Annotated in this window: 16 protein-coding genes; 2 read left to right on the top strand and 14 right to left on the bottom strand. The window is 62.8% G+C overall.

The window, feature by feature from the left end:
• Positions 1–26: 26 nt before the first annotated feature.
• A complete protein-coding gene (locus B4F27_RS08335; RefSeq protein WP_286759411.1) occupies positions 27–1,781 on the bottom strand; it encodes a glycosyltransferase family 2 protein in 1,755 nt (584 codons plus the stop codon).
• Between the two features lie 75 nt (positions 1,782–1,856).
• Entirely contained in the window at positions 1,857–2,663 is an 807-nt protein-coding gene (locus B4F27_RS08330) for a hypothetical protein (protein WP_037963241.1), read from the bottom strand.
• Positions 2,664–2,877: 214 nt separating this feature from the next.
• On the opposite strand from B4F27_RS08330, the gene B4F27_RS08325 reads away from it, so the two are divergent.
• On the top strand, positions 2,878–3,894 hold the full coding sequence (locus tag B4F27_RS08325; RefSeq protein WP_286759410.1) for a glycosyltransferase family 2 protein: 1,017 nt from the start codon (positions 2,878–2,880) through the stop codon (positions 3,892–3,894).
• A gap of 81 nt (positions 3,895–3,975) precedes the next feature.
• Here B4F27_RS08325 and katG read toward each other — a convergent pair whose 3' ends face one another.
• Entirely contained in the window at positions 3,976–6,192 is a 2,217-nt protein-coding gene (gene katG, locus B4F27_RS08320; RefSeq protein WP_286759409.1) for a catalase/peroxidase HPI, read from the bottom strand.
• A gap of 164 nt (positions 6,193–6,356) precedes the next feature.
• Between katG and B4F27_RS08315 the strand changes: the two genes are divergently transcribed.
• Complete coding sequence (locus tag B4F27_RS08315; RefSeq protein ID WP_286759408.1) at positions 6,357–7,238, top strand: hydrogen peroxide-inducible genes activator; 882 nt, start codon at positions 6,357–6,359, stop codon at positions 7,236–7,238.
• 28 nt (positions 7,239–7,266) lie between these two features.
• Here the strand turns inward: B4F27_RS08315 and B4F27_RS08310 are convergent, their stop codons facing one another.
• From B4F27_RS08310 to B4F27_RS08260, 11 genes are all read right to left on the bottom strand, one after another.
• Complete coding sequence (locus B4F27_RS08310) at positions 7,267–8,427, bottom strand: lytic murein transglycosylase (RefSeq protein WP_286759407.1); 1,161 nt, start codon at positions 8,425–8,427, stop codon at positions 7,267–7,269.
• A gap of 93 nt (positions 8,428–8,520) precedes the next feature.
• Positions 8,521–8,994 (bottom strand): CreA family protein, encoded by a 474-nt coding sequence (locus B4F27_RS08305; RefSeq protein ID WP_286759406.1) that lies wholly within the window; start codon positions 8,992–8,994, stop codon positions 8,521–8,523.
• Positions 8,995–9,061: 67 nt separating this feature from the next.
• The gene (locus tag B4F27_RS08300) at positions 9,062–10,489 is read right to left on the bottom strand and encodes a DUF6880 family protein (protein ID WP_286759405.1); all 1,428 of its coding nucleotides are present in this window, start codon (positions 10,487–10,489) and stop codon (positions 9,062–9,064) included.
• A 57-nt stretch (positions 10,490–10,546) separates the two neighbouring features.
• Entirely contained in the window at positions 10,547–11,299 is a 753-nt protein-coding gene (locus B4F27_RS08295; protein WP_286759404.1) for an adenosylcobinamide-GDP ribazoletransferase, read from the bottom strand.
• The gene (gene cobT / locus B4F27_RS08290; RefSeq protein ID WP_286759403.1) at positions 11,299–12,324 is read right to left on the bottom strand and encodes a nicotinate-nucleotide--dimethylbenzimidazole phosphoribosyltransferase; all 1,026 of its coding nucleotides are present in this window, start codon (positions 12,322–12,324) and stop codon (positions 11,299–11,301) included. The genes B4F27_RS08295 and cobT overlap by 1 nt, the downstream gene beginning before the upstream one ends.
• A gap of 50 nt (positions 12,325–12,374) precedes the next feature.
• Complete coding sequence (gene cobU / locus B4F27_RS08285) at positions 12,375–12,911, bottom strand: bifunctional adenosylcobinamide kinase/adenosylcobinamide-phosphate guanylyltransferase (RefSeq protein ID WP_286759402.1); 537 nt, start codon at positions 12,909–12,911, stop codon at positions 12,375–12,377.
• Between the two features lie 54 nt (positions 12,912–12,965).
• The gene (gene cobO, locus B4F27_RS08280) at positions 12,966–13,589 is read right to left on the bottom strand and encodes a cob(I)yrinic acid a,c-diamide adenosyltransferase (protein WP_037943712.1); all 624 of its coding nucleotides are present in this window, start codon (positions 13,587–13,589) and stop codon (positions 12,966–12,968) included.
• 3 nt (positions 13,590–13,592) lie between these two features.
• Positions 13,593–14,447, bottom strand: coding sequence for an ABC transporter substrate-binding protein (locus B4F27_RS08275; protein WP_286759401.1), 855 nt, complete (start codon positions 14,445–14,447; stop codon positions 13,593–13,595).
• Positions 14,444–15,421: a threonine-phosphate decarboxylase CobD gene (gene cobD, locus B4F27_RS08270; protein ID WP_286759400.1), complete on the bottom strand. Its 978-nt coding sequence runs from the start codon at positions 15,419–15,421 to the stop codon at positions 14,444–14,446. The genes B4F27_RS08275 and cobD overlap by 4 nt, the downstream gene beginning before the upstream one ends.
• Before the next feature lie 12 nt (positions 15,422–15,433).
• Positions 15,434–16,375: an adenosylcobinamide-phosphate synthase CbiB gene (gene cbiB / locus B4F27_RS08265; protein WP_286759399.1), complete on the bottom strand. Its 942-nt coding sequence runs from the start codon at positions 16,373–16,375 to the stop codon at positions 15,434–15,436.
• Positions 16,372–17,253 carry a hypothetical protein gene (locus B4F27_RS08260; RefSeq protein WP_286759398.1) on the bottom strand — a complete coding sequence of 294 codons (882 nt, stop codon included), beginning with the start codon at positions 17,251–17,253 and terminating at the stop codon, positions 16,372–16,374. The genes cbiB and B4F27_RS08260 overlap by 4 nt, the downstream gene beginning before the upstream one ends.
• Between the last annotated feature and the right edge of the window lie 31 nt (positions 17,254–17,284).

Genomic DNA, 17,284 nt, shown 5'->3' with positions numbered 1-17,284 from the left:
CCGCCATCCCCTTCGGGAAAGCCGTCTCAGGTCGCATGGGCAGCCTGCTTTGGCTCGATGATAACAAACTCGGGCATGCTTTGGTCCTGGTCGGGCGAAAGGCTCGGGTCTTTGACCTTGCTCCGTTGCGCGTGGAACGCGGCCACGGCAGGCCCGAACAACACGACACGCGTCACAGGGCCAAGCGTCACCCGGCTGAGCAATCTGCCGCCCAGTTCCTCGTATCTGATGCGCAGAACATCCGGCTGATGGTCCGCGATTATCTGGTTCACCCGCGCAAGGGTTTCGGCATCGTTGTCGCAGATCACCGGCGTGTTGATCATGGACAAACGGTCGCCCAGTTCAAGCGCGTTATGGTCCAGCACGTCGCGCATGATCGCCAACCGCGAGCTGTTATCCTCTTGCGCCAAAACCGTCGCACCTGACACCGTTTGCGCGGCATGAATCGACAGAAAACCGATCCCCGCACCAAGGTCGAGCACCTTTTGGCCATCCTCGACCATGCGCCCGGTCATACGCGCCATACGTCTTTGGTATTTGCCGCGCATTACAAGCTCGAGCGTGCTTTGCGCAAAGATACGCACATCCGCAGGCAGGGCGATGTCGTGGTTGGGCACCCAGTCCACCGCCGTTTGAACCGATACGTCAATGTCGCCCGGAACGAACCCGTCGCCGCCCTCTGCGACATCCGCGAACGCGGCTTCCGGCACGCTACGGCGTTCCTCGGCGGGGCGGTCGGCGACGTTTTTCTCGACCTGAGACATCAGCTTGGCGATCTCTTCGGGGTCGCGGGCCTTGGGCGGCTTGGCCACGATCTGCGTGATCGGCACCTCGGATGCCTCAAGCAGCGATTGCTTCAGCTCTGCATAGGCGTCGGTCGCGCGGTATTCTTCAAGCCGTGCCTCGACCTTTTCGATGGCGGCATTATGGAGACGCGACAGAACCGGATCAGTCAGCAGCTCGTCCATGATCTGCTTGCGCCGTTCAGTATAGCGCAGGATCTTGTCGTCATAGACCTCGTTGCGGTCCTGCAGCGACCAGTAGTCGGCGTTATACTTGTCTTTCTTGTTGTTCACATTGCCGCGGAACTTGCGGATCGCATAGCTGTCGACCGATTTGACCGCATAGTGGTTCATCTGCGCCCATTGATAGCCCACGGTGCGCCGGATCGACCGCCAGCCGCGAAACTTGAAGTAATCCTCCATCGGCTGGCCGGATCCGTTGAGCCATTTCACAGTGTCGGGAAAGCCGGTCTCCAGATGCTTGTTCTTGATCGACGGGCGATGGATGCCGATCTTCCACTTGTCAGGGTCAAACTTGAACAGCGTCTTGACGCCCCAGCCCTTGTTCCACGTTGGCGGTGCCGCATAGAGGTATTGTTCGGTCACCGGATCGCGCGACCAGTCGACCACATTGCCAGAGCCGAAGATGCGCCAGGTGATCACGATGCCGTTGGCATCCCCTGCCGCGTCCAGCATCGGGTCCAGCGTGCCGTCACCATAGTTGATGCAGAGAAATTCATCGGCATCGAACATCAAGATCCAGTCGGCCTCGGCGACTTTGGGTTCGGCCTGCGCGTATTTCATCGCAGATGGCTGCGGCTTCACCCCTTCGGGGATGTCGTTGCGCCGGTGGTAGCCCAGACCCAGTTCTTCAAGCCGGATCAGCATGTCATCGGTGCCATCGGAACAATCGTTTGTGTAAACGAGTATCTTGGTGAACCCCACGGCAAGGTGATGGGCATACCACTCCAGCAGGAATGGTGCCTCGTCCTTCATCATAGAGATGGCCAGCAGCTTGCCGTGCCGGCTGGTGTGCGGTTTCAGATTAATGGCAAAGGCCCTCTGTAACGCGGCTTAGCGCAGCGCTTTGGACGGGTCGATCCCGATCTTCTCGCACATCCGCGCGGCATAGGAACCGGGCAGAGGTTCGTTCTTTTCCCACCACGGTTTCGTGCCATTGGTATAAAGGTGCACAGACAGGGTTTTGTCGGTGAAATGCCCTTCAACGCGGCCATGCGGGTCATAGAAGATGTCGTTCAACTGGAACGGCACCGGATACAGCACCTCGCGTTCGCTGGCTTTTTCATACTGGCCGGTCTGCTTGGCGAAATAGGTGAACGCCTGCGGGCCAAAGGCCGTACGCTCGGCGTTATAGATGCGGTGCGCGTGAGTCAGTTTGGGGTCTTGGCGGTCGTATTTCTTGCGCTGGTTCTTGTTCCACCATGCGGGATAGTCCGGCAGGTTATCGTAGTAATCCAGCAGTTGATCCATCAACTCGCATTCCTGCGGCAGTCCCACCACACCACAGTTGAGCGCGCCAGACATGCCGTGGCGGCCAAAGATATATTCCTGATCCTCGGGGAAAGGCTGGTGGCAGAAAGCGTCGCAGTCGATCCAGATCGCGCCGGTCTTCTGGATCATCTTGTAGCGAAACACATTCGACAGAAACGAGGCGCTGGTCGCGGCGACCAGCTCGCGGTCAATATCCATGATCTCGGACGCGGGGCGCACCTCGACCCCTTCGGGGGCGTTGTCCACTTTGTCGGCGCAATAAAGGATCGTTTTATGACCCGCAACGACATGGGACTTGAGGCAAAGCTGGTTCAGATAATGAAGCTTTTCGCCAATCCAAAGGGAGGCGACAGGGCGACGGGTGTTCATGATATAAGGGGCCTCTCTGGTGGCGCGAAACGCGGGGCTGAAATGCACCGTGGTGTTTTCAAATACATTGGCAGAACGATAGCTTAGCCGACCCCAGCTTGTAAACAATCCTAAGCTGACGCGGCACCGCCTGTGGCAAAGATTGACTTGCCCTGACCCGCATGAGAGTCATTTGCCCAACCTTTGATATCCTGACCCAAGGGACCGCCCGCCCGTGACACGTATCCTTGCCGTAACCTGCATGCGCAACGAAGGGCCCTATTGCCTTGAATGGATCGCGCATCACCGCGCGGCGGGGGTGACGGATTTTCTGATCTTTATCCATGATTGCACCGATGGCACGCCGGCCCTGCTGGACCTGCTGGATGATGTGACCCATGTGCCCTTTACCCCCGAGGGCGACACATCGGTGCAATGGCAGGCCATGCGTCTGGCCGACCGCCATGAGCTGATGAAACAGGCCGATTGGGCGCTGTTTTTCGACGCAGACGAGTTTCTAACCCTCGCAGCACCGATGCGTGGGCTGCCCGATCTGATCGCCTCTGTCCCCGCGGATACCGACGCGATTGCCCTGCCGTGGCGGTTTTTCGGCGCGGACGGGCAAGAGGCGTTGCAAGATACGCTCACCCCGCTGCGGTTTCGCCATGCGGCCCCTGATCCGTTCTTTCTGCCTGCGGGAAGCTTCTTCAAGACCCTGCACCGGCCCGCTGCCTTTCAGAAGCTCGGCGTGCATCGGCCCAAGAAAAAGCGCGGTGTCAGCCCGCTGTGGAATCTCGGCGGTGTTCAGGCCGCCCCCGGGGGCTTTGCCGAAAATGACAACCGGATCAACTTGTTCGGCGTGATGCAGACCCAAGCGCGGGCGCGGCTGAACCACTATTCCCTGCGCTCGGCTGGCGAGTTTATGGTCAAACGCGGGCGCGGCCTTCCCAACCGAACGACAAAGCGGCTGGATCTGCATTACTGGGCGGAGCGTAATTTCAACACCGTCGCTGACACGATGATCGACCCGATGCTGGACGCCACACTGGCAGAGTTTGCCCGCCTGCGCGCCCTGCCCGGTGTGGCCGACGTGCACGTACGGGCGGTGCAATGGCACCATGACAGCTTTGCCGCATTGATGACCGATCCGGCAGAAGTGCAATTCTACTGGCATCTGCTGTTGCTGGGCAGCAGCACCCCGCCCACGGCAAAGCAGGCACAGGCCCACCTGCTGCGCCACGCGGGCAGCTAAGCCCTGTTTCATCTGACACCACGACACAAAAAAAGGGCGCGACCGAATACCGGCCGCGCCCTTGGCACTCGTTACCTACCCTTAGGCGAGGTCAAAACGGTCGAGGTTCATCACCTTCGTCCAGGCGGCGATGAAATCGGTCACGAATTTGTCTTTCGCGACATCCCCTGCATAGACCTCTGCAATCGCGCGCAGTTGCGAGTTCGACCCGAAAAGCAGATCAACAGCGGTCCCGGTGTGCTTCAGCTCACCCGTGGCGCGGTCGCGGCCTTCATAGATGTCGTCCGTCGCCGTCTCTTCCGCCTTCGACCACACGGTGCCCATATCCAGCAGCGTGGTGAAGAAGTCGTTGTTCAGCGTGCCGGGCGCATCGGTGAACACGCCGTGTTTGGCGCGACCCACGTTCACGTCCAGTGCACGCATCCCCCCGACCAGAACCGTCATCTCTGGCGCGGTCAGCGTCAGAAGCTGGGCGCGGTCGACCAGCAGCTCTGCCGTCGTGACCGAATAGCGGGTCTTGGCAAAGTTGCGGAAACCGTCGGTGACGGGTTCAAGATAGGCGACGGAGTCAACCTCGGTCTGTTCAAGCGAGGCATCGCCGCGGCCCGGTGCGAAGGGCACGGTCACGTCGTGGCCCGCGTCCTTGGCGGCTTTCTCGATCCCGGCGGCACCGGCCAGTACGATCAGGTCAGCGACAGAGATTTCTTTGTCCCCCGACTGTGCGTTGTTGAAGTCTGCGCGGATCGTTTCCAGCACACCCAGCACTTTGGGCAATTGGTCAGGCTCGTTCACCGGCCAGTCTTTTTGCGGCGCCAGACGGATGCGCGCGCCATTTGCACCGCCACGCTTGTCAGACCCACGGAAGGTCGCGGCAGAGCCCCAAGCGGTGGCCACCAGTTCCTGAACGCTCAGCCCCGACTCCAGCACTTTGGCTTTCAGCGATGCCACATCTGCGTCATCGACCAGCGTATGCGTCACGGCGGGGATCGGGTCCTGCCAGATCAGCTCTTCGCTGGGAACGTCCTTGCCCAGATAGCGGGCAATCGGCCCCATGTCGCGGTGGGTCAGCTTGAACCAAGCACGGGCAAATGCGTCGGCAAATTCCTCGGGATTCTCATGAAAGCGCGTCGAGATTTTGAAATACTCGGGGTCTTCGCGCAGCGCGAGGTCAGAGGTGAACATGATAGGCGCGTGACGCTTGGACGGGTCATGCGCATCCGGCACGGTGCCTGCGGCGTCGCCGTTCTTTGGGGTCCACTGCACGGCACCGGCAGGGCTTTTGGTCATTTCCCACTCGAGCCCCAGCAGGTTGTCGAAATAGGTCATGTCCCAGCTTGTCGGAGTTTGCGACCATGCGCCTTCAAGCCCGCTGGTCAGGGCGTGGATGCCGTGGCCGGTCTCGTGCTTGTTGGTCCAGCCAAAGCCCTGTGCTTCCAATGGCGAGGCTTCGGGATCGGGGCCGGCATTCTCGCCACCCACGGCACCATGCGCTTTACCAAATGTGTGACCACCCGCGATCAGCGCCACGGTTTCATAGTCATTCATCGCCATCCGGCCAAAGGTGTCGCGGATGTCATTGGCCGACCCTTGCAGGTCGGGTTGGCCGTCCGGCCCTTCGGGGTTCACATAGATCAAGCCCATCTGCACGGCGGCCAGCGGGTCTTCCAACGCGCGCTCTTCGCTATAACGCTTGTTGCCCAGCCATTCATCCTCGGGGCCCCAGTAGACGTCTTCTTCGGGTTCCCAACGGTCCACGCGGCCGCCGGCGAAGCCGAATGTTTTCAGCCCCATCGATTCCAGCGCGATATTGCCGCACAGGATGATCAGGTCGCCCCAGGAAATCTGGTTGCCGTATTTCTGCTTGATCGGCCACAGCAGGCGGCGCGCCTTGTCGAGGTTGGCGTTATCGGGCCAGCTGTTGAGCGGCGCGAAACGCTGCGTGCCCGTGCTGGACCCGCCCCGGCCATCCGCCGTCCGGTAGGTGCCTGCCGCGTGCCATGCCATACGGATGAAGAACGGGCCATAGTGACCATAGTCCGCGGGCCACCAGTCTTGCGAATCCGTCATCAGCGCATGCAGGTCAGCCTTGACCGCGTCAACGTCGAGCTTCTTGAACTCTTCGGCATAGTCAAAGTCTGGCCCAAGCGGGTTCGAATCGATGGTGTTCTGGTGCAGCAGCTTGAGGTTCAGCTGGTTCGGCCACCATTCGTTCAACGACCGCGCACCGCGCTTTGAGTTGCGGCCGTGGCTGCCGACGACCGGGCATTTGCTGATGTTTTCGACGTCATTTCCGTCCATGGTGGTCTCCGATGTTATCTGTCTGGTGCGCGGTTTTGCACCGCGTCACGGGGGATGGATGTCGGGGGCGCGATACAGTCTGCCCCGTCTTTCTGGAATTGTTCTAACAGCAGTAATTGATTAGTTTAAGTTGGCATTTCCTATCAGTTTGATAAAAATAAACTATGACCAACATCACCCTTAAACAGCTTCGCTACTTCGAGGCCGTTGCCCATCACCGTCACTTTGGCCACGCCGCCGAGGCCTGCGCGATCTCGCAGCCCGCCTTATCCGTGCAAATCAAGGAGTTGGAGCAGAACTTGCAAACGCCCCTCTTTGATCGCGGCGGGCGGAATATCACGTTGACCAGCTTTGGCGTCGATTTCGCGCCGCGTGCGCGGGCGATCCTGCAGGGGGTGGACGAGCTTCAGGATATGGCGCGCGCCTCCAAGGACGGGCTGATGGGCCGGCTGAGAATCGGCATCATCCCCACCATCGGCCCCTATCTGCTGCCCTCGATCATCACCAAGCTGACCCGGATGAACCCCGCGCTGGATATCCACGTGCGCGAAACCATGACCCCGCGGCTGATCACCGAGCTGACTGAGGGGCGCATCGACACCGCCATCGTCGCCCTGCCCGTGTCAGAACCCTCCCTGACCGAAGTCACCCTGTTTGACGAGAAATTCATGCTGGTCCGCCCCGAGGCTGATCGCGGCAAGCCGATCCCCAGCAGCGCACATTTGAACGAGATGAAGTTACTGCTGCTTGAGGAAGGGCATTGCTTTCGCGATCAGGCACTGTCGTTTTGCGATATGCAGTCGAAAACCGCGCGCGAGGGGCTGGATGCGAGCTCCCTGTCCACGCTGGTGCAGATGGTCGGCGCGGGCATCGGCGTGACGCTGATCCCCGAGATGGCCGTCGCCGTGGAAACGCGGTCGGCGCAGGTGGCGGTCAACGCCTTTCCCGCGCCCGAACCGACGCGCCGTGTGGGGATGATCTGGCGCAAGACCAGCCCGCTGGCCAGCAAACTGTCCGAAATCGCCGATCTGATCCGCCCGACCTAAGCGGGCGGATCATCGTTTCATCGCGGTATCAGCCCAACCGCGCCAGCAGCTCGCGCGACGGGTCACCGGTTGCGGGCAGCCCTTGGCTTTGCTGATAGGCGGTGATCGCCTTGCGGCTGTTCGGGCCGATCACACCATCGGTGCCGTCTGTGTCAAAACCGCGGGCGGTCAGCCGTTCCTGCAACGCCTTGCGGTCGTCAATGGTCAGCCCGTATTTATCCGGGCCAAAGCTGGCCTGAATAGGCCCGCCCCCTGCGATACGATCCGACAGATGCCCGACGCCAATCGCGTAATTGTCGGAGTTGTTATAGCGCTTGATCGCCTTGAAGTTGTTAAAGATCGCAAAGCGCGGCCCGCCCGCATCCGGCTGGAGGATCTGCACCGGCGTGGCAGAGCTTGCCGCCGCGGTGCCCATTTCTGCGCCCCATTTCTGGCCGGACTTCCAGCCCGACTTCGCCAGATAGGCGGCGGTGGAGGCCAGCGAATCCGACGGGTCGTCAGACCAGATGTCGCGTTTGCCGTCGCCGGTGAAATCTACCGCGAAGGATTGATAGGATGTGGGGATGAACTGCGTGTGGCCCATGGCACCGGCCCAGCTTCCGGTCAGACCGGCAGCCGAGACATCGCCGCGCTCAAGGATACGCAGTGCCGCGATCAGTTGTTTCTCGAAAAAGGCCCCGCGACGCCCGTCATAGGCCAGCGTCGATGTCGCCGACACGACCGGCACATTCCCGCGCCGTTCCCCGTAAAAGCTTTCCAGCCCCCACACGGCGGTGACGACTTCGGCAGGCACGCCGTAGCGCGCCTCTATCTGGCGCAACACGCCTTGGTGGCGCGCGAATGCTGCGCGTCCTTTGGTGACACGCTCGTCCGATGCTGAAATGGCAAGGTAATCTTCAAGCGAGCGGCTGAATTCCGTCTGGTTTCGGTCCCGTTTGACGACCCCCGGCAGATAGCCCGCCCCCGCAAAGCCGCGACGCAGCGTGCTGTCTGAAATGCCCTGCGCCGCAGCGCGTGACTTGAACGACGAAACCCACGCGTCATAGCCCGCGTTCGGTTGGGGTTGCAGGTCCGGTGCCAGCCCCGCATCGCTGCGCGGCGCAAAGCTGCCTGCCCTGTTGCCGGTGCTACAGGCCGCAAGGCCCAATGCTGCCAATCCGACGGTGAAACTTCTTCGAGAAATGCTCATACTGCCCGCGCCCTTGTTTGTTATGACTTCGGCATAGAATAGCCGAAGCATGGGGGCGGGCAAAGCGGATGATACGCCTTGGCAAAGCTTTGCCTATTTGGTCGGCACGTAGAGCGGCACGGTCGACATCGACATTTTGGCAGATCCGTTCTGCACATCGCGCGCGTGGCTGATATAGACCAAGGTGTTGTTTTCCTCGTCGAAAATCCGTTTGACCTTCAGCGTCTTGAAGATCACGGACCGGCGTTCGCTGAACACCGTCTCGCCCTCGTCGTCGCGCGAGATGTCCCCAATCTCGATCGGGCCGGTCTGGCGGCAAGAGATGGAAGAATTCGACGGATCCTCGAACCAATTGCCCTTTTGCAGCCGGTCGATCAGACCCCGTTCAAAATAGGCCAGATGGCAGGTGACCCCCTTGACCTCGGGGTCTTGGACCGCCTCTACCACGATGTCATTGCCCAGCCAGTCCACATCGACATTGCCCACCACATCAGCGGCAGCTGCAAGAGGAAGGGCAAAGCCAAGGGCGGCAATGGGGGCGAAGGCGGCGCGTTTGAAAATACTCATGCATCCATACGCGCGGCGTGCCTGTTGGTTCCCGCGTCGCGGCAAGAAAAGACCCAGCACGCGCAGATCAGGTGACCCGCGTCCAGAACCCCGCCTTATGAGCATAGCGTTTGCGCAGACGCCGGACAAAGACGTCGTGGCTCTCGAAAGCTCCGTAATCCTCTATCTCAAGATCCGCGGCGGCGCAGTCCATCAGATGATCTGCCGCCTGCGCGTAGCGCGACTTGGCGCTTTCCCACAGCGCGGCTTCGATCATGGCGCGCCAACACAGCGCTGCCGCCAGAGGATGGCGCGCCCGAAGCGCATCGGCGGCGTCAGAGAGTGGGGCAACATGGGTGCCGTTCAACGTCTCGGCGCGCGCCTCGATCATCGCTGCAAGCCCGCGCAGGTCGGGCCACGCGAGGAAAAAGGCGATTGCCGCGTTGAGATCCTTGAACGTGGCCGCATGGGCCTTGGCGGCCTCCTCTACCTCAAGATCATCGAAATCCGCGAGCTGTTTGAGGTGCGCGCGCAGCATCTCGGGGTCGAGCGTTTCGGTAAAACAGCGCCAGCGGTGGGCTTGGGCTTCATCCTCGCGCCCCGATGCGATCAGCGCGTGGAGATAGGCCGCGTCCCACGCCTGCCGCCCCGCCTCTTTCCCCTTGGGGCGCGCGCCCTCAAGCACCTCACGCGCGGCATCGTGATTGCCAGCAGCCGACCAGAGCGCCGCCACCTCTACCGCAACGGTGGGCCGCGCCAAATCGGTGGGTGAAAACAGCGAGATGTAGGTCTCCGTATCCCCCTGCGCCAAGGCCACCTCGCGCAGGTGCATCTGGACAAAGCGTTTCTTGCGTTGCGCGGCGTAGTTTGCATTGCGCCCGCGCAGCTCGCGCAGGAATTGCAAGGCGGGGTGATCCTCTGTCGCGTCCAGCGGCGCCGCGTCAAAGCTTTGGATCAGCCCCTTCAGATGTGCGAGCCCGCTGTCGCCCAAGGACGGGGCCATGCGCGTGATAATCCCGTCAAAAGCGCCATCCGTATTCCCCTGCACCGCCTCCCACGTGCGTTCCGCCAGCGCGATCGGGTCCAGCGGGGCGCGGGCGGCAATCTGGCTGATCTCAGCAAGCGCGTCAGCAAAGACGGCCCCCACGTCCCCCTTGCTGTCGTCCACCCGATCCATGACCGAAGGGGCAAGCGCTAGAAACTCCCACAGCAGGTCGAAGGCGTCGGCGGGAGCGTCTGGCGCGATCTTGTCGATGATCATAGCGGATTGGGTGCGCAGGTCTTTGATCAGCGCAGTCCGCTTGCGCCACCCGACATAGCTTTTGGCCCGCCGGATCGTGACCAGCCGTTTGCGCACATCGCGCGCCAGTTCAGCGGGGCCGAGGTTGTGGCTCAACTCAAGCCGCAGGCGCCGTTTCATATCGGCACTGCCGGTGCTGACCTCGATCAACAGTTCGGCCAGCCGCTCCGCCCCGAGGGCGGCAAGATTTGCGGTGTTCAGAGTCTTTTTCGACATGGGCCCTTGCTACATCGGATTTGCGGCCGGTCAAAGGGCACGCGCGGCTTGAAGGTGTCAGGCAAAGAGATAGACGGTGACGCCCCAGCCCGCCAGTTCGGCCAGTTTCTGCATCGCGCCGATCACGTCGCCGGTCTGCCCGCCGATTTGCCGCAGCGCCAGCGCGGCCACCAGCGCGGTCGCCACGACGACCCCCGCAAAGATCACCGCCGCCGCGCCAAAGCCCAAGGGCAGCAGCCCAATCAAGCCAAAGGCGACCGCGATATAGACGCAAGTCGCCGGCACCTGCGCCGCGCCGTGCCCCAGCCCGTCGGCCCGCGCGGCAGGCATCCGCGCCAGCCAGAACGGCAGCATCGCGCGGCTGGCCATCGACAGTCCAAGCGCGGCAGGCACGACCAGTGCAGGATGATCCAGCCGTGCGATCAGCGCCACCTGCAGCGCCACCGTCAGGATCAGGGCCATCACCCCGTAGCTGCCAATGCGGCTGTCGCGCATAATCTCGAGCTTGCGCGCGCGGGTCTGCCCGCCGCCGAACCCGTCGGCCATATCGGCCAGCCCGTCTTCGTGCATCGCGCCGGTCAGCAGTGTCGTGGCAAAGATCAGACCAAGGGCCGCAACCGTCGGGCCAAAGCCCGCCGCGTGCAGCGCCCAGTAGATCAGACCGGCAGGCAGCATCGCCACCGCCCCTGCCAAAGGCCAGCCCCAGGCCGAGGCTCCTGTCGCGGGGATCGGATCGCGCAGATATCCCACGGGGATACGGGTCAGCAGCAGCATCGCCAGCCGCGCCTCTGCCACCCGGGCGCGCAGCATCAGCCGTCCGCCACGCCGGCTTCGGCAAAGGTCGCCATGCCGCTATGGCACGCCAGCGCCGAGCGCAGGATACCAAGCGCCAGCGCGGCGCCCGATCCTTCGCCCAACCGCATGTCGAAATCGAGCACGGCCGTCTTGCCGATCGCATCCAGCAGACGTTTATGCCCGGGCTCGACGCTCAGGTGCCCGATCAGACAATGGTCCAGCGCCGCAGGGGCCAGGGCGAAGAGCGGTGCGACAGAGGCGGTGCAGATGAACCCGTCAAGGATCACCGGAATACGCCGTTGCCGTGCGGCCAGCACCGCGCCGCAGATCGCCGCCTGCTCGCGCCCGCCCAAGGTCATCAGGATAGACGCCCCATCCTGCGGGATGGCGGCGTGGCGGGCAAGTCCGCGGGTGATGGCGTCGACCTTGCGGCGCAGACCTTCGTCGTCCGAACCGGTGCCGCGTCCGACCCAATCTTGCACAGCCCCTCCAAAGACCGCCGCCGTCAGCGCTGCGGCGACGGTGGAATTACCGATCCCCATTTCGCCCAGGATCAAGACACTGGCCGCCGGATGCAGCGTCGCCGCCCCCGCGTTAAGGGCCGCGACACAGTCCGCCTCGGTCATCGCGGGGCCTTGCGTGAAATCGGCAGTGGGGCGGTCAAGGTCCAGATCAATCACCGACAGCTGCGCGTCATTGGTGCGGCACAGCTGGTTGATCGCAGCGCCCCCCGCCTTGAAGTTCTGCACCATCTGGGCCGTCACCTCTTGCGGGAAAGGGTTCACCCCCTGCGCGCAGATCCCGTGGTTACCGGCAAAGACGAGGGCCTGCGCCATGTCGATCTGCGGCACCGCCTGTTGCTGCCAACCCGCCATGAACACCGCCAGCTCCTCCAGCCGGCCCAGTGATCCGGGCGGTTTGGTCAGCGCATTCTGCCGGTCGCGCGCGGCGTCTTGAGCGACGGCATCAACCTGAGGCAAATCGCGGGTCAGCGCGTCAAGGTCGGACAGGGAAGTCAGGGGAAAAGTCACATGCGCCATGCAAAGGGGTCTCTTTCGTTTGGAAATCTATCGTATGTCGGGATCATGGGTCAGGCAAGCGAGGCCGGAGCCTGCGCACTGCCCTTCAGCGTCAGGGGCAGACCACAGCTGACCAACACGACATGCCCCGCCACCGCTGCAATGCGCTGGTTCATCAGGCCCGAGGCATCGCGGTAGCGCCGCGCCAACGCGGACATCGGCACGATGCCCCCGCCCACCTCATTCGTGACCAGCACCACCGGAGAGGACTGTGTGCGCAAGCTGTCCAGCACTTTTTCAAGCTCCGCCTGCCAGTCGCGTTCGGCGTGCATCACGTTGGACAGCCACAGCGTCATGCAATCGACCAGCCGCGCGCCCGTCCCATCGGTGCGCATCAGCGCGCCGCGTAGATCAAGCGGCTCCTCTACCGTGTCCCAACCGTCACCGCGTTGCACTTTATGTGCGGCGATGCGGTGCTCCATCTCGGGGTCGAAGGCCTGGCTGGTGGCAATATAGACCAGCGGCAGCCCGTAGGCGCGCAGGTGGTTTTCGGCAAAAAGGCTCTTGCCCGATTTTGCACCGCCGGTGACCAGCGTGATCTTATCCATGATATCCGCCCTTTGCCAAGCGGAGCGCGGGCGAATGCCCTGCCCCGGTGGCGATCAGAATTCCACACCGGCCTGTGCGGCGATACCCTGTTTGCGGAAAGGATGTTTGATTTCCTTCATCTCGGTCACCAGATCCGCAATCTCGATCAAGGCGTCGGGCGCGTTGCGGCCGGTGATCACCACATGGGTCATATGCGGCTTCTCGGCCTGCAGGAAATCGACCACATCCTGCACGTCGATATAGCCATAGCGCAGCGCGATGTTGAGCTCGTCGAGCAGCACCATGCGGTTGTTGGGGTCGCGGATCAGCTCTTTGGCTTTTTCCCATGCGCGTCCGGCGGCGGCGATGTCGCGTTCGCGGTCTTGCGTGTCCCAGGTAAAGCCCTCGCCCATCACATAGACCTGACAGATATCGCTAAAGCGGTCCTCAAGCAGTTGACGGTCCGCCGACACCCGTGCGCCCTTGATGAACTGCACCAGCGCGCAGGGGAACCCATGCCCGATGCAGCGCATGATCATCCCGAAGGCAGAGCTGCTTTTACCCTTGCCGGTCCCGGTGTGGACGATGATCAACCCCTTGGTCACGGTCTTTTCCGCCATCATCTTGGCGCGGGCCGTCTGGACCTTCGCCATCTTTTCGGCGTGGCGCTTGTTCTGGTCTGGGGTGCTGTCGGTCATCTGTTATCTCTCCTCGTGGCGTATCTGGTTGCCTGCCCTGCGTACGTCTTGCACCGCCCGCAACGCCAGCGGCGTGCCGCAGACCCAATCGGGCGAGCTATACACCATCCGGCCGGTCTTGGCGTATTGTGCGAGCGCAGGATGTAGCATGATCTCTTCGGATCGGGAACCTCCGGGATAGGGTGTTGTGGTGACCAGCACATCGGGGGCGTTCATCACCAGTTCTTCCAGGGCCAGACGCCCGCTGTTCCGGCGTCCGAGTTTCTGCGAGAGGTTGCGCAGTCCGCCGGTGGTCACGATGTCGTGGCCCAAAGTATCCACCCCCAGCGAATAGCCGTTCGGGTAATAGAACGCCGCAACAGGGGCATCGGAGGCCAACGCGGGCTGCGCGGCCAATGTCTGTTCGACGTCGCGGGCCATCGCCTCTGCCCGCGCGGGCTGTTGCAAGAGGTCGCCCACCCATCGGATCTGCGCGGGAACATCGTCAAGCGCCTTGGTGATCGGCATCTGCTCTACCCGGAGGCCAAGGTGGCGCAGCATCGCAAGGGTCGCTTTGTCGGAATATTGCCCCGCCAACACCAGATCCGGCGCGGAGAGATATATTTCTTCTGCACCACCCGCGTTCTGCGGATGACCCGAGGCTTCCTGCGCCAGGGACGATGATCGCGGATCGCGCGCCAATCGGCTAAGAGACGTGATTTGATCAGGATCCGCCAGCAGCAGTACCATCTGGTCCGTGCATAGGTTCATCGACACCACACGGGGCAGGTCTGCGGCGCTGGCTGGAGTGACGGCTATCAGGGCGGCTATCAGCCCCAGCAGCACCCGCCGCCCTCTCATTGTGATGCGCTGGATCACGCGCCGTCTTTCAAGGCGGTTTCGAGCCGGGCCCAATCACCGGCCGGTCCGGGCAGGCCCAGACGGATCCAGCTGTCGGAATAGGGGAAGATCCGCGACCAGATGTGATGTGCGGCCAAGGCGTTTTGCGCAGCCGTGGCATCCGACGTCGCGTAGGTGCGAAACAGCGGGGTGCCGCCTACCAGCCCCCACCCTGCCCGTGTCGCCATCGCATCCAATTGCGCCGCCTCGCCTTGCAGGCGCGCGGTGGTCTGCGCCGCCCAATTCGTGTCGTTCAGCGCGCGCAAGGCGATCTCTATCGCCATGCCGGAAACGGGCCATGGCCCCGTCATCGCGCGCAGCCTTTCGGCCAAAGGCTCTGCCGCCAGCACAAAACCCAAGCGCAGCCCCGCCAGCCCGTAGAACTTGCCAAAGGACCGCATCACAAGGATATTTTTCGGCAGTTCGGCCCCGCCGCGGACCAGCGACACCTCTGGATCAGGGTCGGCAAAGCTTTCATCCACGATCAACAGTTCGACCGTTTCGGCAAGCGCGCGCAAGGCGTCAGGGGCGTGGCGCTGCCCGTCGGGGTTGTTGGGGTTGACCACCACGGCAAGGGCATACCCTTCAAGCGCGGCAAGATCCGTGGCCTCGGTGACCTGCCAGCCTTCAGCCCGTAATGCGGCGGCATGTTCGTTATAGGTGGGCGACAGGATCGCGGCTTGCCCGGGCGCGATCAGGCGCGGCACCAGCTGGATCGCCGCCTGCGCCCCTGACACAGGCACAACAGCACAGCTTGCGTCATAGGCCCGCCGCGCGGCGTCTTCCAGCGCGCCAAGGGCACTGCGTTCGGGCAGACGGGTCCATGCCTCTGGCGAGATCGGCCCCACCGGATAGGGCACCGTGTTGATCCCCGTGGACAGGTCGATCCAATCGGCGCGGTCGCCGCCGAACGCCTTGATCGCCCCATCCAGATTGCCGCCGTGATCCCGCATCGCTTGCCCCTGTCAGATCAGCGCCACCAGCGCCAGCACGACTGCTAATACGAACATGGCGCGAAGGTAAAGCGTCAGCGCCCGTCGCAGGCTGGTCGCATCGGCCTCGGAGCCTTCCGCATTGAGCCACGGTTCATCCGCGATCTCTTCGCCGTACACACGCGGGCCGGACAGGCGCACGTTCAGCGCACCGGCCATCGCTCCTTCGGGCCAACCGGCATTGGGGGACCGGTGGTAGCGCGCATCGCGCAGCATCACGGCGGCGGCGCGACGTGGCTGGCCCGACACGATCACGAACAGCAGCCCCGTGGCCCGCGCCGGGATCAGATTGACCAGATCGTCGAGCCGCGCAGCCACCATCCCGTAGTGACGGTAGCGTGTCGACCGGTGCCCGATCATCGAATCCATCGTGTTGATCGCCTTATAGGCCACCAGCCCCGGCAGCCCCAGCAGCACGCCCCAAAACACCGGAGCCACCACCCCGTCCGAGGCATTCTCGGCCAGGCTTTCGATAGAAGCACGGGCAATCGCGGCAGCGTCCAGCTGATCAGGATCGCGCCCGATGATCATCGAGACGGCATAGCGTGCCCCTGCAATGTCGCCCTGTATCAAAGGCGTCGCCACGGCCTGAACGTGGTCGAACAGCGACCGCGGTGCCAGAAAGGGCCACGCCAGCAGCCCGCCGATAGCGTAGCCCGCCCAGCCAGACGGCAGCAATGCGGCAACCACAATCGCAGGCAAGACCGCAGGCGCAAGCACGAGGCAGACGCCGACACCGCCCAACAGGCGCAACCGTGCGGGCGATGTATCAGCGCTATTCAACCGCGCCTCGATCGTGCGAATGACGCGGCCGATCCAGGACACCGGATGGCCGATTTTCACATAAAGCGGCGCAGGCCAGGACAAGGCCGTCTCGATCACAAACCCCAGCAGAATGCCCGCCGCGCCGATCATGCGTCCCCTCCGGTTGTAAATCGCATCGCACCGGTCAGCCCGTGGTCAGCCAACAGCTGTTCAGCATCATCGGGGGCCGTGCCCGGTGCAAAGATGAACGCGCGCGCGGACCCTGTGTGTGCGCGCGCGTAGCCCAAAGCACCGAGCCGCTGCGCCAGTATCGTGCTTGGGTCGTTCAGAGGGCCGCGCAACGCGGTGGTGCGGTCTGCGCTGATGCGCGCCAACCGCGCCACCTGAGGCAAATCACCCCGCGCCACGGCGCTTTCCCAGGCTGGCAACAGGTCGGCAATATCCGCAAAACCGCTGTCCGCCGCATCGGTCCGGATCGGTTCGCCAAAGTAGCCGCCGATGATGTCAGCCCGTGGCGGCGCGCCCAGCGCGCCTTTACTTTGTGCCAACCGCGAGGCCCAGATCACGCGGTCCGGATGCGGTAACATTAACGGATCGGTGGCCCCTTCCACCGCCAGACACAGCGACGGCAAACGGTCTTCAGCAATACCCGCAGCCCGCGCCAAAGCCACCAGCGCCGCAGTGGATGCACCTGCCCCAACCCCGACAGGAAGGTTACCAGACAAGGTAAAACTGCCCCCATTTTCCCCTGCGGCCTCTAGCAGGTGTCGCAGCTGCGCGAGGCTCACCGCTGCGGGTTCACCCTGCGTCAGGTCCAATGCCCCCCCGCGGGTAAACCGCGCCCGCACCCCATGTGCACGGCACAGCATCGTGACCAGAACCACAGGGCCCTCCGGCCCCAACCGCCCCTGCACCCATTCACCGAAGTGACCGAAAACAGGTGGAGTTTCTGCAGACGCCCCTGATTTGTCGAAAATTGTCTGCAAAATACTGGCTTTCGTGCGGCGCGAGAGAATTGGTGCCGACATATTCACCATCCGCGGGCAAACGGCAACAGAG

This window comes from Sulfitobacter sp. UBA1132 (genome assembly GCF_002311545.1).
Taxonomy (GTDB): Bacteria; Pseudomonadota; Alphaproteobacteria; order Rhodobacterales; family Rhodobacteraceae; genus Sulfitobacter; species Sulfitobacter pontiacus.
Note: the sequence above shows the minus strand (reverse complement) of the source record. Positions and strands in the feature narration are given on the sequence as shown.